This is a genomic window from Streptomyces sp. NPDC043870 (genome assembly GCF_056435785.1).
Genome location: NZ_JBWKDT010000017.1, coordinates 131684 through 148872, shown reverse-complemented (window position 1 = coordinate 148872; position 17189 = coordinate 131684). Strand labels below are relative to the sequence as shown.

The 17189-nt window shown below is 70.2% G+C and carries 13 protein-coding genes; 6 read left to right on the top strand and 7 right to left on the bottom strand.

Going from position 1 to position 17189, the window contains the following annotated elements:
• Positions 1-308: 308 nt before the first annotated feature.
• The 7 genes from AC0699_RS21950 to AC0699_RS21920 all read right to left on the bottom strand — a co-directional run bounded on the left by AC0699_RS21950 (position 309) and on the right by AC0699_RS21920 (position 8115).
• Entirely contained in the window at positions 309-2045 is a 1737-nt protein-coding gene (locus AC0699_RS21950) for a type IV secretory system conjugative DNA transfer family protein (RefSeq protein ID WP_478662726.1), read from the bottom strand.
• Positions 2046-2096: 51 nt separating this feature from the next.
• Entirely contained in the window at positions 2097-4199 is a 2103-nt protein-coding gene (locus AC0699_RS21945) for a peptidoglycan DD-metalloendopeptidase family protein (RefSeq protein WP_478662724.1), read from the bottom strand.
• Between the two features lie 9 nt (positions 4200-4208).
• Positions 4209-4895, bottom strand: coding sequence for a hypothetical protein (locus AC0699_RS21940; protein ID WP_478662722.1), 687 nt, complete (start codon positions 4893-4895; stop codon positions 4209-4211).
• Positions 4896-5105: 210 nt separating this feature from the next.
• Entirely contained in the window at positions 5106-5843 is a 738-nt protein-coding gene (locus AC0699_RS21935) for a DUF4913 domain-containing protein (protein WP_478662718.1), read from the bottom strand.
• Between the two features lie 33 nt (positions 5844-5876).
• Positions 5877-6914 (bottom strand): hypothetical protein, encoded by a 1038-nt coding sequence (locus AC0699_RS21930; protein ID WP_478662715.1) that lies wholly within the window; start codon positions 6912-6914, stop codon positions 5877-5879.
• Positions 6914-7537: a hypothetical protein gene (locus AC0699_RS21925; protein WP_478662712.1), complete on the bottom strand. Its 624-nt coding sequence runs from the start codon at positions 7535-7537 to the stop codon at positions 6914-6916. The genes AC0699_RS21930 and AC0699_RS21925 overlap by 1 nt, the downstream gene beginning before the upstream one ends.
• A 68-nt stretch (positions 7538-7605) precedes the next feature.
• Positions 7606-8115 carry a hypothetical protein gene (locus tag AC0699_RS21920; RefSeq protein ID WP_478662710.1) on the bottom strand — a complete coding sequence of 170 codons (510 nt, stop codon included), beginning with the start codon at positions 8113-8115 and terminating at the stop codon, positions 7606-7608.
• Between the two features lie 303 nt (positions 8116-8418).
• On the opposite strand from AC0699_RS21920, the gene AC0699_RS21915 reads away from it, so the two are divergent.
• The 6 genes from AC0699_RS21915 to AC0699_RS21890 all read left to right on the top strand — a co-directional run bounded on the left by AC0699_RS21915 (position 8419) and on the right by AC0699_RS21890 (position 17179).
• On the top strand, positions 8419-10197 hold the full coding sequence (locus AC0699_RS21915; RefSeq protein WP_478662709.1) for a conjugal transfer protein: 1779 nt from the start codon (positions 8419-8421) through the stop codon (positions 10195-10197).
• A 55-nt stretch (positions 10198-10252) separates the two neighbouring features.
• On the top strand, positions 10253-10519 hold the full coding sequence (locus AC0699_RS21910; protein ID WP_453657193.1) for a hypothetical protein: 267 nt from the start codon (positions 10253-10255) through the stop codon (positions 10517-10519).
• A gap of 157 nt (positions 10520-10676) precedes the next feature.
• A complete protein-coding gene (locus tag AC0699_RS21905; protein ID WP_478662705.1) occupies positions 10677-11195 on the top strand; it encodes a hypothetical protein in 519 nt (172 codons plus the stop codon).
• 7 nt (positions 11196-11202) lie between these two features.
• Positions 11203-14175, top strand: coding sequence for an ATP-binding protein (locus AC0699_RS21900; RefSeq protein WP_478662702.1), 2973 nt, complete (start codon positions 11203-11205; stop codon positions 14173-14175).
• 38 nt (positions 14176-14213) lie between these two features.
• Positions 14214-14903: a hypothetical protein gene (locus AC0699_RS21895; RefSeq protein ID WP_478662700.1), complete on the top strand. Its 690-nt coding sequence runs from the start codon at positions 14214-14216 to the stop codon at positions 14901-14903.
• 65 nt (positions 14904-14968) lie between these two features.
• Positions 14969-17179 carry a hypothetical protein gene (locus AC0699_RS21890; RefSeq protein ID WP_478662697.1) on the top strand — a complete coding sequence of 737 codons (2211 nt, stop codon included), beginning with the start codon at positions 14969-14971 and terminating at the stop codon, positions 17177-17179.
• Positions 17180-17189: the final 10 nt, after the last annotated feature.

Below are 17189 nucleotides of genomic sequence, written 5' to 3'. Positions count from 1 at the left end.
CATGCCGAGGACCGTCTTCAAACCCTCACCCCAGCCGCCGGGCCCGGCGCACAGCTCGCCCCCCCCCCCCCCCCCCCCCTCCTCCCCCCCCCCCACCCCCCCCCCCCCCCCCCCCCCCCCCCACCGCCGCGCCGGTCCGTCACCCGCGAGTCCACCGAGCACGTCAGCCGCGCGCCCCGGGCCCGTCAACCGCAAGTGGCACGTCGCCGCGCGCGCCGGACCGTCAACCGCGCGCCCGAAGCCCGTCAGCCACACGCCCCGGCCCGTCAACCGAGCGCCCCGGGCCCTCAACCGCGCGCCCCGGCCCGTCAGCCACGCGCCCCCGGGTCGTACTGCGCCAGCGACGCCTGCACCGAGCGCGCGTACGGGCCTTCCCACCAGGGGATCGTCTCCACCAGCACCGGCTTCGTGCCGGACGCCAGCACGAGGGCCCGGCCGGGCGGCATCGAGCCCAGGTCGGAGACCTGCAGCACGCGTTCACGGCGTACGGACTCGTTGACGCTGCGGTTGCCGGACCACCCGCCGAACTCCGACTCACGGGTCGTGGAGAAGTCGCGCAGCTCGAACTCGCCCGCCAGCTCGGAGAGATCGCCGAGGAAGCGAGTGTCCGAGACACCGCCGCCGTAGACCCGGACGTTCGCGGCGGACCAGAGCTTCTCCATGCCGCGCTCGCCCCACACCTCGATGCCCTGGGCCCAGGACTGGAGGATCGTCATCAGGATGATGCCGCGCGAGCCGTAGTGCGAGTAGAGGTCGGGCAGGGCGCGCCAGCGGCAGACGTTCGCCGCCTCGTCCAGGACACCGACCAGGGGGAGCGGCAGCCGGCCGCCCCGCTGGGTGGTGGCGTACTCCTCGGCGGCCTCGACGACGGCCACGGTCAGGGCGGTCACCAGCGGGCCGGCGGAATCGCTGCCCTCGCGGGAGAGCGAGTAGAGGGTGGAACCGGTGCGGACGAACTCGTGCGGGTCGAACTCGGGGCGGTCGTCGTCGTCCGGGTACGGCGTCACCCACTTGTTGACCTCGGGGTTGATCAGGCAGGACGCCATCTGCTGGGCGACGCCGTAGATGCCGCTGCGCTGCTTGTCGGGGGCGGTGATCACACCGGCCAGGGCGTCGGCGGGCATGAGGTGCCCGGCGCCGCGCAGGATGCGCTCCGGGGTGTCGTCCTTCGGGTTGGCCAACCAGGTGTAGATCTGGGTGATCGAGGACTTGGCCGTGGCTGCCGCGAGCAGCAGGTTGGCGAGCAGGTCCTGTCCGGCGGGGTCGAAGAACGCGTCGGTGGAGGCGTCGGCGTCGCGCGAGCCCGAGGCGAAGTGGTCGGCCAGCTTGCGGGCCTTGGCGACATCGGTCACGTACGTGAGCGGGTTCCACCACCAGGCGGGCGGCTCCTGCGCGACCTGCTGCGGGTCGAAGACCCAGACCTGCCCGCGGGACTGGCGCGGGCCGCGGGTCGCGTCGACGATGTCCCGCTTGTTGGAGGTGACGAGCACCGCGCCGGGGGCGTCGAGGATCGCGGGGATGGCGCGCCGGGTCGTCTTGCCGGTACGGGGACCCCAGATGTCGATGTGCATGTCCTCGAAGGAGCCGTACAGCGGCTGTCGGCCGCGTACGGAACGGCCGATGAAGACGCCCGGCACATTGCCCTGCACGCCGAGGCGCTCCGCGGTCGCTGCGGCGCCCTTCATGGTGAGCTTGCCGAGCTCCTCGCCCTTCGCGAGATGGCGGGCCGCGCCGTCCACGTCCGGCTTGTTGCGGACGCGCTGGCGCACCCGGTACCCGGCGAGCGCGACGATGCCGAGCAGCAGCGCCTCACCTGCCGCGATGGCGCTCGACGCGCCGCCCGGCCAGGCGTAGTCCCCCTTGACCATGGCCACGGCGAAGGAGAACGGATTGCCCGGCGGGGCCGCTTGGCCGTCGAAGGACGCACCGAGCCGGGCGGCGAGCCAGGCGCCGCACAGAAGGAGGAGGACGGTGCCCACGAGGAGGACGATCTCGATCGTCCAGTCGTCCTCGGCGCGGGGCTTCTTCCGCTGTTCGATGGTCATGGTCGGGGCTTTCCTTCCGCTGAGGCCCGCTGCGAGCCTGCTTCCGCGCCGTTACGCATGTGAGTCGCCGCCCTTGCCGTCGGACTCGACCGCGTTGGTGCCCTGCGGGATCGGCACCCGGTAGACAGCGGTGATCTTGTCCTGTACGTCCCAGGTGCTGAATTCGACGTTCTTGCCGGGGCGCGGGGCGTGGACGATCTTCTTGCCGGCCGGGTCCCACACCATGCCGACGTGCTCCGAACCCCGTGAGCTGGGCCGGAAGAAGATCAGGTCGCCGGGCTGGGCCTCGCTCAGATCGATCTTGTACTTCCGGAGCCTGTCCTCCTGCTCGAAGGTGGTCGCCCCGATATTGATCTTGCCGTTGCTGGCCTGGTAGTAGGCCCACTGGGTGTAGCTGGAGCAGTCGAACGTGGTCGGGTTCCTGCCCTGCAGTCGCGGAGCCCCCAGGACGTACGGCACACCGAGGCCGCGCTGCGCCCAGCCGAGTGCGGCCCGCACCACCGGGTCGTCGGAGTCCGGCAGTACGCCGGTCACGCCGGCGCCGTCCGGGGCGACCGGGGTGCCGTTGCCCTCCTTGGCGCAGTCGGCGTACTCGGCGTCCTTGCCGCCGTCACCGTTCCCGCCGGGCACACTGCCGTAGTCGGGGCTGGCGGAGACCTTGCCCTCCAGCCAGCCCTCCGGGTCGACCATGCCGGGCCCGCGGTCCTGGCCGCCGACGAAGGGATTGTCGACGCCGGGGACCCGTACCTCCCAGTGGAGGTGCGGTCCGGTGACATTGCCGGTCGCGCCGACCGTGCCGATCTGGTCCCCGCGCTTGACGGTGTCGCCGACCGAGACCGAGACGGTCGTCTGGTGGGCGTACAGGGTGATCACACCGTTCGCGTGCTCGATGTGGGTCTCGTTGCCGTACGAGCCGCCCTTGGCAGTCTTCACCACCTTGCCGTCGGCGGGGGCATAGATCGGGGTGCCACTGGAGGCGGTCAGGTCGAGTCCGGTGTGGTACCCGAGACTCCACATGCCGCCGCGCGCACGGTACTTCGTGCCGATCTGGTACGTGCCCTTCTTCATCGGCCACTGCCAGCTCTTGCCGTTGGCGGGCTGCGGCTCGTCGAAGGGCCGGGCCGCCGGTGCGGACAGCGGACGGGAGTACGAGACCGGCGCCATCGCGGTCGCCACCTCGTCCCCTTCCCCGCTTTCGCCGTTGCCGTCGAGGGGCGGGGTGGACCAGGAGCGGGGCCCGGAGGCCGCGATGCTCAACGCCTTGCTCGGGACGGCGTTGTTGCCGACCGGCTCCGGGATGTCCGACTGCTTCCCGAGAGTGGGGAAGTCCGGGTTCTTCTCCACGGTCTTCTTCAGATGCGCGTACCAGTCCTTGATCAGGTCCTTGTCACCCGTGAGGGGGCCGCGGTAGCGGGCGGCCTGGGTGAGGACCACGCGCATGTAGATGGTGTTGTTCTTCTTCGATCCGGAGTAGGACCGAAGCGCTTCCCAGGCGTCGGTCTCGGCGCCCTTGGCGTGCAGGAAGTTGGCGGCGGCGAAGGCCGCGTCGTCGATGTTGTACTTGTCCTTCGTGCCGTCGCCGTTGCCGTCGGCACCGTAGTCCGTCCAGGCGTCGTCGCCGAACTGCAGCAGACCCATGTACCCGGCGCTGTTCTTGCCGCCCGGTGCCGCGGACTTGTCCTGGCCGAACTTGGTCTCCTGGTACATCTGCCCGGCGATCAGCGTCCAGTCGAGACCGTCGTAACGTGCCGCGGCCCGCATCGACGCGAGGATCATCTTCGGGGGTATCTCGTGACGTGCGGTCCTGCTCGGCATGTAGGCCTTGCCCGCCGGCATGATCGGGCTGGTGGCGGCCTTGTCACCGGTGTTGCCCGCCTGGGCGTTGTCACCGTAGTCACCGCACGCGGCCTGGGCGGTGCCGCCGCCCAGCCCGCCCACCATCCCGCTGATCATCACGATGGCGAGGAAGCCGACACCGGCGACCGGCAGCAGACCGCCACCGCCGATGAGCAGCAGCATCTTGCCGCTGCCCTTCTTCTTGCCGCCGTCGCCGCCCTCCCCGCCCTGGCCTGCGGCCAACTGGGCCGCGTTCTTGGCCGACTTGGCTGCCTTGGCGGCTTTGGCCGCGGCCGCCAGTACGGCAGGAGCCACCATCGGTGCGTCTCACTCCCCCGTCTCGTCGGACGCGCCCACGTTGCCCAGGCCGTACAGGTCGAACGCGGAGATCTTCCACTCGCCGCCGCTCTTCTGGACGCTCACCAGCCAGGAGTTGGTCTCCGTGCCGGTCGCCCTGCCGTCCTCGGAGCGGGTCGCGGTCACCTTGACCACGCTGGAGATCGTCTTGCCACTGCCGCGCGTGAGGTCGTCGGCGATCATCGCGTCGCGGACCACGACCGCTTTCCCCTCGGAGCTGCACCGGGCGGCGAGACAGGCGTCCCACTCCTTGCCGGAAGGCAGGGTGGTCTCCTGCTTCAGCGCCTCGTCCCGGGTGGTGAGCGCGAGCAGCGGGGACGCCCAGGAGGCGTCCTTGTCGGTGTGTTGGTACGTGTTGATGCCCGCCATGTAGCCGGCCATCACCCGGTGCGCGGCCTCCACGTCGTCCAGCGGGACGATGGGGGTGGCCGCGGCTCCCGGAGAGGTTCCGGAGTCCTTCGCTCCGCCGTCGGAGCCGGAGTCCCGGGAGTCCCCGGAGCCCTGAGTGGCGCCCGCGGCGGGCTTGCCTCCGGATACGGCGTCCGTGTCGTCCTCCCCGTCGAAGACGGTGAACAGCACCAGGGCACCGACGAGCAGAACGCCCAATACCGCCAGGGCGAGTACGGCACTTCTCTTGTTCTCGGCGGGTGACTCCACCGTCCCGGGCCTCCCTCAGTCAGGTCGCCGGGACACGGTAGGTGGAGGGACGGCTGCCGGACTGCTCATTTTCCTCACGAGGAAAAGCGCGGAAAGCAGACGGGGAATTGGGGAATTGCGCAGGGGATGCACACGAGGAAACCCGTGAGGGGAATTGGTGAAGGCCCCTCGGGAGATCCTCACAGGTCCGGACCAACGCCCGTCGTCGCCTCACCCGGCGGCGTGCGCCCCGGGGTCGTACGGATCCACGGGAAGCGGCTCGAAGGGGTACGCCGTGTGGCCGTCCTTGGGCGAACAGGCCGCGAACGGGCCCAGATCCGGGTCCATCAGCACCCGAAGATGCGGATCGGCGTGGTGCAGCCACCAGGTGGACATGCCGAGCGCCGGGTCCTGACGCAGATGCTCCCAGGCCAGCCAGAGCGCGGAGAGCCGGGCGCCCGCTTCGGGGTGCTCCCACCAGCGAGGACACCAGGTGGCGGACGAGCCGTTCACCCGGCGCCGCACCATCTGCGAGAGGTACTCGGTGACGAAGACGAAGACGTCGGCGTAGTAGAACTCCAGGTCGTCTTCGGCTGACTGCTGCTGACTCTGCTGCCCGCCCTGTTGCCCCTTCTGCTGCTCCCACTCCGCGTCGGCGGCGAGCAGAGGGAACGCCTGGCACAGCTGGTCCCGAGCATCTTCCCGGCGCCCCAGTTCCTCCAGCACCCAGTCCCGGAGCTCGGCCTGGGCGGCGACCGTGGCTGCTGCGTCACCGGCCTCGTCCGCGGTCACCACGCGTTCCTTCCAGCCGTCGAGCCGACGGCTGTGATGGTCGTCCTCGTGTGCCGACCGGGTCCCGGCCAGGAAGAACGTCAGCTTCATGTGCATGCCGTCCCAGGCCTTGGTTGTGGCGAAGAAGACTGCCTTCTCCGCCATGATCCGGGCGATCTCGACGTGGTCGCTGCTCAAGGACGTGCCTCTCACGGTGGGCGTGGCTGTCGGTCAGTGCTCGATGCCGGGCTGGGCAGGAGCGAGCACCGGGGCGGGAGCATGGGCGGGGGCCGGGAGTTCGGCCACCGGATTGATGACACCGTGGCCGGTGGGACCGCGGGGGGCCGCAGGGCGGGCGACCGGGCGTACGGACGCGCCGACCATGAAAGCGCTCCCCTTCTGCGGGGGCTCCTTCTCCGCCGTACGTGCCAGCAGCTCGTCGTAGCTGTTGGCGGCCGACAGCTGCCACATGGCGACTTCGTGCGCCGTCCGCTGGTTCTCGGGCACGTCGATGGCGGCCAGCTTCGCGGCGAAGTCCTTCGGCGAGTTACGGACGTCGAAGTCCTCCATCCGCACCTGACACCGCATGCCCTCGTCCGCGATCAACTCGTCGATGGCGGGCGGCAGATGCTCGTGCCGGGGCATGGGCACGGCGAACTTCACGCCCTCCTTGCCCACCTTGGGATGCGCGAGAAGAATCGGCAGTTCGTCCTTGCCGAGGACGGTCCTCTCGGCGATGTCGGGCACGAAGGCGACGACCGGCCCTTGTGCGGCCTCGGCATAGCGCTCTGAGAGCTTTACCCATGCCTGGTCGACAACGCTCTTGAGCTCGACACCGTCCACACCGAAGTCCCGCTCGAGGACTCTCTGCACCAACTCACCCTCGAGGCGGTACGAGTCCATCTGCCGGCCCCCCTCCGTCTCCTGCAGAACCTGCAGCCCGCGGGACGCTCCGCACGCTCGTGCCAGGAATCGGTGCTGGATGGGCCGGTCTGCCCCCTCGGGCTGGGACTCATAGGACCAGAAGGCACGGGTGGTGCCCCGGTCCTCGGCGGTGACGGACCCGTGCTCGCCGATGTCACGGATGAAGGACAGCAGATCGGGGGCAGCGGTCCGGCCCGGTGTGCTCGCGGCAGCCTGCCAGTCCTCGTAGATTTGGCGTGCCAGCACACCCGCCTCCTCCTCGTTCGAGGGAGTGGCTGCTTGGTACTCCTCCGCGAGCCGGAACGCCGTGTCGATCTCCTCCTGGGTAGGAGGGGCGTCGAACATTATCGGCGCCTCCGCGAACCCTCAGGGGCGAACACGTCCAGCGCGACCGTCGCACTGCCCGGCATGTCAGTGGTCCACGTCGGAAACGACACCGACTGCACGAGCACGAAGAACGCCTGGCCGGGCGGGTCGCCCACAGGCTTCCAGAAGGCCAGCCGGTACGGGCTGCGCGTCTCCAGCCGGGACTCGCGCCCCCGCCAGAACCTGGGCTCCGGCGGCTCGGGGAAGTCCGGCGCGTCCCAGGCACCGCTCCAGACCGCCGGGCCCATCGCACCCTCGGCTGCCCGCAGATACTCCGGCCACGCCGCATCGGCGCGAGAGACGACATCGCTGTTCTCCGTCGCGGCGGAGGCCCTCAGGCGCGAGGCGTAGTGCGTCAGACCGTGGACCGGGGTCCACAGGCCGTCCGACCAGAAGGTCATCTCTCCGCCAGTGCGCGTACGCACCTCGAGATTCCGCTCGACGGTCCGCGGCTGCCAGCCGTACCGTCCGCACCAGTCACGGAATTCCGGCGATCCGCCCTGCGGCGGGCCCGCCCACACCGAGGCCCAGTCCACCCCTTGCAGCCCCGTCAGCTCGGCAGCCAGATCCTGGGCGGTGCGACCGGTCTTCTCCGTCGGCATCGTCTCTCCTCAGCTCGATCCGCTCACTCGATACGCGTGCTCGACCGTATCCCGGTCAGAACTCCCGCTCAGGTGAGGAAGATTCCGAGGACCAACAGGCCGATGACCACGGCGCCCATGATGAAGCGGGCCTTCGGGTCGTCGCGCTCCCACAGGTCGTGGACCACGGCCCAGCCCGTCAGGCGGGCGGCGCGGCCGTCGTGGAGACCCGTGCCGCGGCCCGGCTCGGAGTCGTCGGATCCGTCCGCGCCGCTCTCGGCTGCCGGATCGTCCGGGCCGAGGATGTCGGTCGTTCCCTGTTGCTCCTGCGCGACCATGACCAGGCCTTCAAGGAGTTCGGGCATGGTGTGCGGGGTGAGGGGATAGACGACGGAGCCGTACTCGGTCTGCAGGCACAGCCTCGCTTGCCAGGGGTTGCCCGGCTCGTAGCCGTCGATCCAGGCGGCCTGGGCACCGATGACCTGCGCGGGCGGGGCGACGGGTGCGGTGGCGGGTGCGGCGCCTTGAGGCGTGGGGGCCGGCGGGGCCGCGGCGGCATGGGGTGCGGTCTGCTGCGGGTGGGCGTACTGGTCGCTCAACTCTCGTCCTTCGGGATGTCGGTGACAGCTCAGCGCCCGTCCCCCGGGCACGAACCCGCATTCTGACCGAGCGCCGGCGGCCTCCGCCCGCCCCGGATTCCCGCGCATTCCCCGGAATTCCGTATGAGGATTCCTCAGGATTCCCCAGCTTTCCTCGTGCGCCCTCACGCTTTCCCCGCCTGGGAAAAGGCGGGAGCCGATGCGCTTTCCGTTTGCCACACTGCCGTCCGCACCTGGCCTCACCAGGGCCCGCCGCACGCCCGACCGGCGGACGGGGATCACACGCGGGGAGAGACCGAGTCGATGACGGACCACAGCAGCTCTGCTGGCGGGGTCGGCGGAGGCCAGCCTTCCGGGCAGCCGGCGCAGTTCGGCCCTGCGGAGCAGGCCGCCTGGCAGCAGGCACAAGCGCAGGCGCAGGCACAGGCACAAGGGCACGGACAGCAGCAGGGGCAGCCCCACCACCAGGGCCAGTATCAGCACGCACAGCCCCAGCCCCAGCAGCCCCAGGCCAACCACCAGCCGGCGCCCGGTCCGTACGGCTATCCGACAGCCGCGGCCCCGGCCCCGGCCCCCCAGCAGCAACTGCCCTCGGAAGCAGCGCGCGCACAGGTCGCCGCGGCGTGGGTGCGCCGCGCCCCGCAGGCCGCGGTGCCGCCCAGCGAGGCCGCCGTGCCGACCCTGCCGCCGCGCGCCAGCCGGCCGGCGGGTGAGTCGAAGAAGGACAAGCGGGAGCGGGCGAAGGCCGAGCGCAAGGCCGAGTACGAGCGCAAGAAGGCCGAGCGCGAGGGCCGTAAGCAGGGTGGCGGCACGGCTCCGGCGGCCGGCCACCCGCACGCGGCCCCCGCCGCACGCACGTCACCCACCACCACCGCCGCACCGGCGTCCGCCGCACCGCAGCCCAGGGCCTCGGCACGCGCCGGCGCCGGGTTCGATGTGCCGCGCCCCGGTGGGCGGCTGCCCGCCGGTGGCCGGCGTACCCATGTCGCGCTGCGTGCCACGCTCTTGATCACGACCTGTGTCTTCGCGCTCGGTTCCTGCGGTGTCATGGGCCTGGCGATCGGCAAGTCGTCCGGCGCGCAGACCGCGGCCCTGGACGACAAGGACGTGACGCGTTACCGCCTCACCGAGTTCCCGACCCAGGCCGCGGCGACCTTCGCCGAGGAGTACGCGAAGCTCTGCATGACGTACTCGCCGAAGAACGCCGACGCGCGCCGTGAAGCCCTGACCCGCTACGCCTCGACGGGCGTCGACCGCGACTGCGGCTGGGGCGGACAGGGTACGCAGAGCGCCACGCTCGCCACCTGGGACGGGACCGTCGAGGAGCTTCCCGAGTACGGAAAGAACGGCCGGTACCTGGGAGTTCAGGTCACGCTGTCGACCGGGCGCGTCACCACCCTCTCCGTACCCGTGTACGTGAAGGACCTGGCCACCGCGTCGGGGCTGCGCATCGTCGGCGACGTGGGGGAGATGCCGTTGCCCGTGCGCGGTACCGCGCCCGAAGTGGACCAGGACGACGAAGTCGTCGACCAGGATCTCTCCGACCAGCTCAAGGCGAAGGTACTGCCCGGCTACTTCGTGGCCTGGTCGGCTTCCGACACGACGTCGATGACCCGCTTCACCACCACCGACGCGACCCACGCGGCGACCACGGGACTGGCCGGCGCGCTGTCGGCGCCGCAGGTCCGCGACGTGGCGGCCCTGGCGCCGGCGGGCACCGACGACGGCGACGAGATCACGTACAAGGACGGCCAGTCCGTCCAGGCACGGGTGACGGTCGAATGGGGCGGCGGCGGCGAGAACGGCAATGCCGAAGGAGCCACGAAGGTCCTTCGCTCGTACCGGGTCACGGTGGTCAACACCGCCCAGGGCTGGTTCATCAAGGACATCCGCGGCGGCGTCCTCGACCCCGCCGGCGGGCGCGCGGACGAGGGCGAGGCCGACGCCCCGGCACCGGACGCGAGCACCCCGCCCGCGACCGGGGGAGGCACTCCGCCCGCGAACGGGGGAAGCACTCCGCCCGCAGGCGCGAGCACCCCGCCCGCGACCGGCGGCGCGGGCCGCGCGAGCGGCACCTCCTGACCGCAACACCCCGACGTAACGCACTCAGGCATCACACAGCGAAAGGACGCACGACGTGTACCTTGCAGCAACCTCCCTCGAAGGCATGTTCGGCGAGATCCAGGACATCCTCCGCAGCGCCGGGACCATGGTCGCGGTGATCGCCCTGCTCATCCTCGGCATCCGGATGCTGCTGTCGATGAAGCGCGGTGACGGCATGCGCGAGGCGTTCCAGGGCTTCGGCATGATCGCGCTCGCCGCCCTGATCATCGGTGGCGCGACCGGTCTGGCCGGTGTGCTCATCGACCTCGGCGGCCAGATCGGCGGCGGCGGCAAGAACTGAGCCCGGTTGCGGGCACGGCCACCCGTAGCCGGTGGCCCGCGCCCGTGACCCGTAGCCCATATCCCGTAACCCGTAGCTCGTAGCTCGTAGCTCGTAGCTCGTAGCTCCGGTCCCGCGACGCGCAGCCCGTAAACACACAGGAGAGGGGGAGTGACTGGTGGCACTGGAATCACCGGACGAACCGGAGCCGATGGTCGCCTACGACCACACGGATCTGCTCAACCGGCCCAAACGCATCTGGAACTGGGGCAACATCCCGCTCCCCGGCCTGCTGCTGCCCGCCCTGGGAGCCGCCTTCGGCTTCGGTGTGCTGTGGCTGGTGGCGATGCTCTCGCTCTCCGCCTTCGTGCCCTTCCTGGGCCTGTCGATGATGACGTCGGTCCTCTACATCGGGCCGCCCGTCGCCGTCTACTTCGTCTGGGGCCGGCCGCTGCCCTCCGCCCTCACCCTCAGCCAGCAGCTGGTGGTCTGGGCCGACTACTGGTTCCAGCCCAAGCGTCTGCAGGGGCTGGCCGCCGACCGCGAACCCGAGGAACTGCACTGGCAGGTCATCCTCTGGCAGCCGGGTTCGCCGCGCTGGCAGCAGCGTTACGACGACGCGGCCACCGAAGCCGCCCGGCACGGCTCCTCGTACGCCGCGCAATCCCCGACCGCACACTCCGAGACCGCAGGATGACTCCTCCATGTTCTTGCTGATCCTCCTGGGCGGGGCGGTCGCCTTCTTCGTGATCGCCATGCTCATGGCCGCCAACTCCAAGGGCGCCAAGGGAAACCAGGGTTCCGGTGGTTCGCGGGGCTCGGGCGGCTCCGGGAGCCAGGACCGGTCCGCCCGCCGCGAAGAGATGCGGCTCCCCTACCGCTACGCCGACGACATGATCTTCGTGCACGGCGACTCGGTGTGGACCGGTATCGCCCTGCCCACCGCCATCGACGAGTACCTCAACGCCACGGAACTGCAGACGATGGCCGAGGGTCCGGCCCGCGCGCTGCTCAACCTCGCCCGCGGCGACCGCAACGTCGAATGCCACTACCGCAAGGTGTACCGGCCGATCACCGCCACCGACTGGGCCGAGCAGCTCAACGCCGTCGCCTGGGACCCGACCGAGAACTACAAGGCGTACAACCTCCGCAAGGCCGAGTACCAGGAGCGCATCGGAGCGATGCGTGAACGCAACATCCTGCTGGTCAAGCTGGGTTCGCTGAAGCGCGGCTCGGGCGACGACGGGGTGCTGCCCGGCGGTGACGACCCGTTCGACGAGCCGGGCCTGGCCCGCGGCATGAGCGGCGTCGCGGACAAGGCGGCCGCGGGCGCGACCGGCGTCCACGGCGAGTACCTGTCGCCGGCCGTGCTGGCCCAGTGGACCCAGGTCGCCCGCGAGGTCCACGAAAGCCTTGACGGTCTCGGCGGTGCTCCGCTGACCCGCGAGGAACTGGTCTGGCTGATCCGCAAGCCCCTGCACGGCGATCTGCCGGTGCCGCCCGAGCCGGTGCTCGGCTCCCGCTCCTGGGGCCCCGACCAGTTCGACCTGGTCGTCGACTTCTCCGGCGAGAACCGCAAGACGCACATCGTGCTGCACCAGTACGACGAGGTCACCGGCGAGCAGCACACCAGCTACACGACGACGCTGGTGGCCGCCAGCTGGCCCACGGAGACCCGCTTCCGCCAGTCCTCCGCCTGGGCCCGCTACGCCGCGCAGAACGTCGAGTTCCCCGTCGAGATCGACATGCGGTTCACCCTGATCCCGTACCTGAAGTTCAAGGACCGGGCGGGGAAGATCAGCGGCAACCTCGTCGACGAGATGAACGACATGGCCAACTCCGGCCGCTCGCCCGACACGAAGCTCGCCAGCCAGGTCACCCGTGCCAAGCACCTGCTCGACGACGTCGAGGAGCACAAGATGCCGGGCATGGAGGCGCAGATCCGCTTCACCATCTCCGCCCCCGACGTCGCCGAGCTGGAGCGCCGCCGGCGCATCCTCGAGATGCAGTTCAAGCAGGACCTGAAGGTCACCCTGCTGCGGCCGACCCGCCAGCAGTGGCGGCTGCTCCAGTCCCAGCTGCCGGGCAACGCGCCCAAGCTGCCCATCGCGCCGTACCTGCGCCTGCAGGAGGTCGAGCAGCTCGGCGCCGGGCTGCCCACGGCGGGCACCGAGCTGGGCGACAATCCCGAGCAGCGGTCCGGCAAGCGGCTCGGCTGGGTGGGCAATCTGGTCGGCTGGGCCGGCAAGATGCCCGTCCACTACTCCCTGCACGTCGGACCCGCCCGCAACGACGGCGGTGGCCTCGCCATCGTCGGCGCGTCCGGCGGTGGCAAGTCCTCGCTCGCCCTGCAGAAGTTCTACGAGGAGTCGGAGTCGGGCGTGCGCTGCCTGGTCATCGACCCCAAGACCGACTTCGCCCAGCTCTGCTACTACCTGGCCTTCGGCTCCCAGGTGAACGACCCGGAGTTCGCCCACGACGCGGAGACGGGCGTCCTCGGCACCGCGCACAGCCGGTTCCAGCCGGTCAACCCGGAGTTCTGGGCCGAGACCGAGGTCGTCGACCTCCTCAAGGGCCAGGCCGGGGTGCTCGACCCGTGGGTGATCGCCCGTGACGTGCCCGCGGGCCGGCTGCTCGCCGAGTCCATGCTGCGCGGTTTCCTCGGCGACGAGGACTACCAGCGGGTGCGGCTGCCCGTCATCGAGGCCATGGCGACCATCGTGGGCTGGTACAACTCCGCGATCCGGCAGGCCACCGAACAGGGCCTGAGCGCACGAGATGCCGAACTGCGGGTGCCGAGGCCGACGTTGTGGCAGGTCGTCGACGAGGTCGTACGGGCCTACGACCAGGCGGTGGCGTCGGGTGACCGCGAGGCCGCCAAGGACCTCAAGCTCGCCCAGATGCTGCTGACCGAACTGCGGACCCTGCCGTACGCACGGCTCGCCTTCGCCGAGCGCCCGCAGCCGCTGTCCGCGATGCGCAAGCGCCGCACGGTCATCACCCTGCGCGGCTTCCAGTCCCCGGCCGCCTCCGACCCGCGCAACTGGAACCCCGCGGAGCGCCTCGCCGCCACCGCGCTGATGGCGGTCGTGGAGCTGGGCAGCCAGATGCTCGACGTCGGCTACGAGAAGAACCCGGTGACGGGCGAGATCGGCCTGCGGCCCAAGGCTCTCTTCGTCGACGAGGCCTATGTCGTCACCGCGACCGAGAGCGGCCGCGACCTGATGCGCCGCGCGCTCAAGCAGGGCCGCTCCTACCTCGCGGTCACCGTCCTGATCACCCAGCAGGCCATCGACCTCGTCCAGATCGAGGACTCCGAGGCCCGCAGCGGCGGCGCGAACCAGATCCACACCGTGTTCGCCTTCAAGCAGAAGTCCGCCCAGGAGGCCTCCCTGGTCGCGCCGCTGCTCGGACGCCCCGAGAACGACGCCAAGGTCATCTCGGCCCTCCAGGAGCTGCGGACCGGTGTCTGCCTCCAGCGGGACGCCGACAAGCGGGTCGGCACCGTCGCCGTCGACCTGGTCTTCAAGGAGATCCTCGCCGCGACGGACACCAACGGCACGACCCGGCCTGCGCGTCAGGGTATCAACCCGCCGCTCAGCGTGTGGGACTGGACCTTCCTGCAGGAGGCGGACCCGGAGCCGGAGCGGGAGCCGGCGCCGACGGCTGTGGCCTGACCCGTCACGACGCACACCAGTAAACCGAGGAGCCACGCATGCGACGCCTGTCCAGAACTCTTGCCATCGGCACCGCCCTTGTCGCGCTTGCGACGGTGAGCGGTTGCGGGTCGGATTCCGACTCCTCGAAGGCGGGGGGTGTGACCGGCTCGGCAGGGCAGACCGACAAGTCCGGGGAGACCGGTGAGGCCGGGGAGAAGGACGGGGCGGCCGGCGGCGGCCTGCCCGCCGCCAAGACGATGCGGGGTGCGCAGGAGTTCCTTCTGGGTGCCGGACTGCCCTGCACCAGCGTCAGCACGGACGAGAACGCCAAGGGGGCCCCCGCTCAGGGCTTCCTCGGCACCACCTCGCCCACTGCCACCGCCGAGGAGAAGCGCGAAGCGGCGTCCTGGAAGATCAAGGAGGCGGGCGTCTGCGGCGAACACCACGGCAACAGCTGGGTCATCTACATGCCCGAGGACATGGAGACGTTCCAGCGGAAGTACCGGGACGCCGCCTTGAAGACCGCGAAGGAGAGTGACGGGAGCTACGGCAGTCTGCGCACCGGCCGCTACCTCTTCGGCGCGGACTTCGTGGTCGATCCGACCGCCAAGCTCCGGGACAGCGGCCTGCTCGAGACAGGCCTGCTGATCTTGAACTGCGACCCCGATCTGAAGGTGGCCAGCGGCTACCGCAAGCAGGACGCGCTGGTCGACGGGTGCGTCATGACGAACTACATCCCCGGCTGAACCGGGCTGTCGTCCCAGCCCCGCATACATCTCCCCCTGTCGCGGAACCCACAGAAGGAAGGCCGATGTCCGTGCGCCGTAGCGCCAAGTCAGGTGCTGCTCTCAATCATGCCTCGTCGCTCCGCGACCGAGTGAAGAGCGCCGGACGGGCCGCCAGGGCCGGTGTGTTCCTGATCCTCGCGCTGCTCGCGCTGACACTGGCCGCCCCCGGCACGGCGCACGCGGACTTCGCCTGCGACTTCACCGGCGACGACAGCTACCAGATGGACACGCCGGGTTCCAACGGCGAGTCCCTCATGCCCGCAGTGAATCAGTGGGAGGGCAAGGAGGACCGTGCCAAGAACCTGAACGACACCACCGGCATGGTCACCGGTGCGGTCAAGATGCCGAAGAGCGCCGATCAGTACACGTTGTACGAACTCAACGGCATGCGCGGCATGAACTGGTCCATGACCTTCAAGGACAAGGACGACGGCTCCGAGCGGAACGGTGAGACCGGCAGCGGCGCCGACGACTGCGAGATCATGGACTACGTCAACAACGGCGTCGCCGACATGGTCTTCAACGGCACCAAGATCCTGACCCGTACGGCCATCTCCATCAAGGAGTCCGCCTCCAACCCGAGCCCGCTCAGCGGGCTGTACGCCGGTCGCGACAGCGTGGTGAAGACGCTGAAGCAGAACGTCTTCATTCCGGCCGTCCCCGTCATGATCGCGCTCACCGGCCTCTGGGTCTTCACCAAGTGGCGCAAGGGCGAGATGCGTGAGGTCTGGTCCGGTGTCGGCTGGGCGTCTCTGACGACCATCGCCGTCGTGGCCCTCCTGACGGGCGGAAACTACGACAAGGTCATCGACCAGGCGGACTCCGGTATCGCCCAGGTCAACTCCGCCCTGTCCGAGGCGGTCCTCAGTGGTGTCTCGGGGCAGATGCAGTCTCCTTGCGACCTGCCCGAGGGTGCGTACAACCGCGGTCTGCGCATTTCCAGTTGTGCCATGTACGACACGCTGGCGTTCAGGCCGTGGGCACTCGGCCAGTTCGGCGAGGGCGGCACGAACTGCATCTTCAAGAAGAACGAAGGCGGCAGGATCGAGGACGGTGCATGCCGCCCGAAGAGCGCCGGCACCGAGTGCAGCTGGGGCAAGGGAGCCCGCTGCGAGGACCTGCGGGTCCGCCAGGTGGTGGCCCAGTCCATGACCAACAAGGACGTCCAGGCCGAGAAGGAAGAGAACAAGAAGTTCAACAAGTACGACAACGATTGGGTCGACATCCGGATCGACATGACCGGTGGCGAGGAGGAGGACGGGGAAGACCTCCCCGACAGGCACGTCTACGACGTCGCGTACGACGACTGGGCCGGCAAGAACGCCGGGAACCGCGTCGGCCTCGCCTTCTACTCCCTGGTCGCCGCTCTCATCGTCGGCCTGATGGTCATCGTCCTCAGCGCGCTCACCCTGCTGTGGCACGCCGTGACGCTGATCCTGATCATCCTGTTGCCGCTCGTCGCCACACTGGGCATCCACCCGTCCCAGCAGAAACTGCTCAAGGGCTGGCTGGAGACGTTCATCCACAGCTTCGTGCTGCGGGCGGGCTTCGGCGTCATCCTCACCGTTCTGCTCGTGCTGTATCAGATGATCCTGCCCGCGAAGATCGCCCTGGGTATGCAGCTCCTGCTGCTCCTGCTGGTCACCGTCGCCGTCGTGATGATGCTGAAGAAGCTGCTCGCCGGAAACTTCAGCCCGCAGATCGCGGGCGCCCAGGACGCGCTGGGTGTGAAGGACATGGCGAACACGGTCAGCGGCAAGGTCGCCGACAAGGCGCCCGGCACGGCCCGCGCCACAGGGCGTGTGGCCGGTAACGCCGCCGCGCGCGTCGGCCGGGGTGTGGACGGCGCGGTGCTCGGGGGCCGGCTGCAGAAGGGCGGATGGCTGCCCATGAACAACTCCAAGCGCCAGCAGCGCAAGGGCGCGTACCGGGCCCGGACCGCGCAGCAGAACGCGTACGAGAAGCAGCAGAACCAGAGCCAGGACCAGGGCCAGCAGGAGGCCGCTTCCGCGCCGCCCGTGGCCGAGACCCCGCGTCCGCGCCGCAGCGGCCGGGTCAGCGCCCCCGCGGCCTACGAGAAGCCCCAGGGCGCGGGCCAGGCCCCGGCCGCGCCCGCCGCTCCCGCGCCGCAGTCGGGCGCCCCGCGCGCCCCGCAGCCGCCCGCCCAGGTCCCGCCGCAGCCGCAGCCGCCGCAGGCACAGCCGCCCCGCCCCGACCACCGCATGCCCCGATAGAAGGCACCCG

What these genes read in the sequence shown, in the direction of transcription:
- AC0699_RS21895 (WP_478662700.1), top strand. Translation starts at nt 14,214, where the DNA reads ATGCGACGCCTGTCCAGAACTCTTGCCATCGGCACCGCCCTTGTCGCG.
- AC0699_RS21945 (WP_478662724.1), bottom strand. Translation starts at nt 4,199, where the DNA reads ATGGTGGCTCCTGCCGTACTGGCGGCCGCGGCCAAAGCCGCCAAGGCA.
- AC0699_RS21890 (WP_478662697.1), top strand. Translation starts at nt 14,969, where the DNA reads ATGTCCGTGCGCCGTAGCGCCAAGTCAGGTGCTGCTCTCAATCATGCC.
- AC0699_RS21925 (WP_478662712.1), bottom strand. Translation starts at nt 7,537, where the DNA reads ATGCCGACGGAGAAGACCGGTCGCACCGCCCAGGATCTGGCTGCCGAG.
- AC0699_RS21930 (WP_478662715.1), bottom strand. Translation starts at nt 6,914, where the DNA reads ATGTTCGACGCCCCTCCTACCCAGGAGGAGATCGACACGGCGTTCCGG.
- AC0699_RS21915 (WP_478662709.1), top strand. Translation starts at nt 8,419, where the DNA reads ATGACGGACCACAGCAGCTCTGCTGGCGGGGTCGGCGGAGGCCAGCCT.
- AC0699_RS21900 (WP_478662702.1), top strand. Translation starts at nt 11,203, where the DNA reads ATGTTCTTGCTGATCCTCCTGGGCGGGGCGGTCGCCTTCTTCGTGATC.
- AC0699_RS21950 (WP_478662726.1), bottom strand. Translation starts at nt 2,045, where the DNA reads ATGACCATCGAACAGCGGAAGAAGCCCCGCGCCGAGGACGACTGGACG.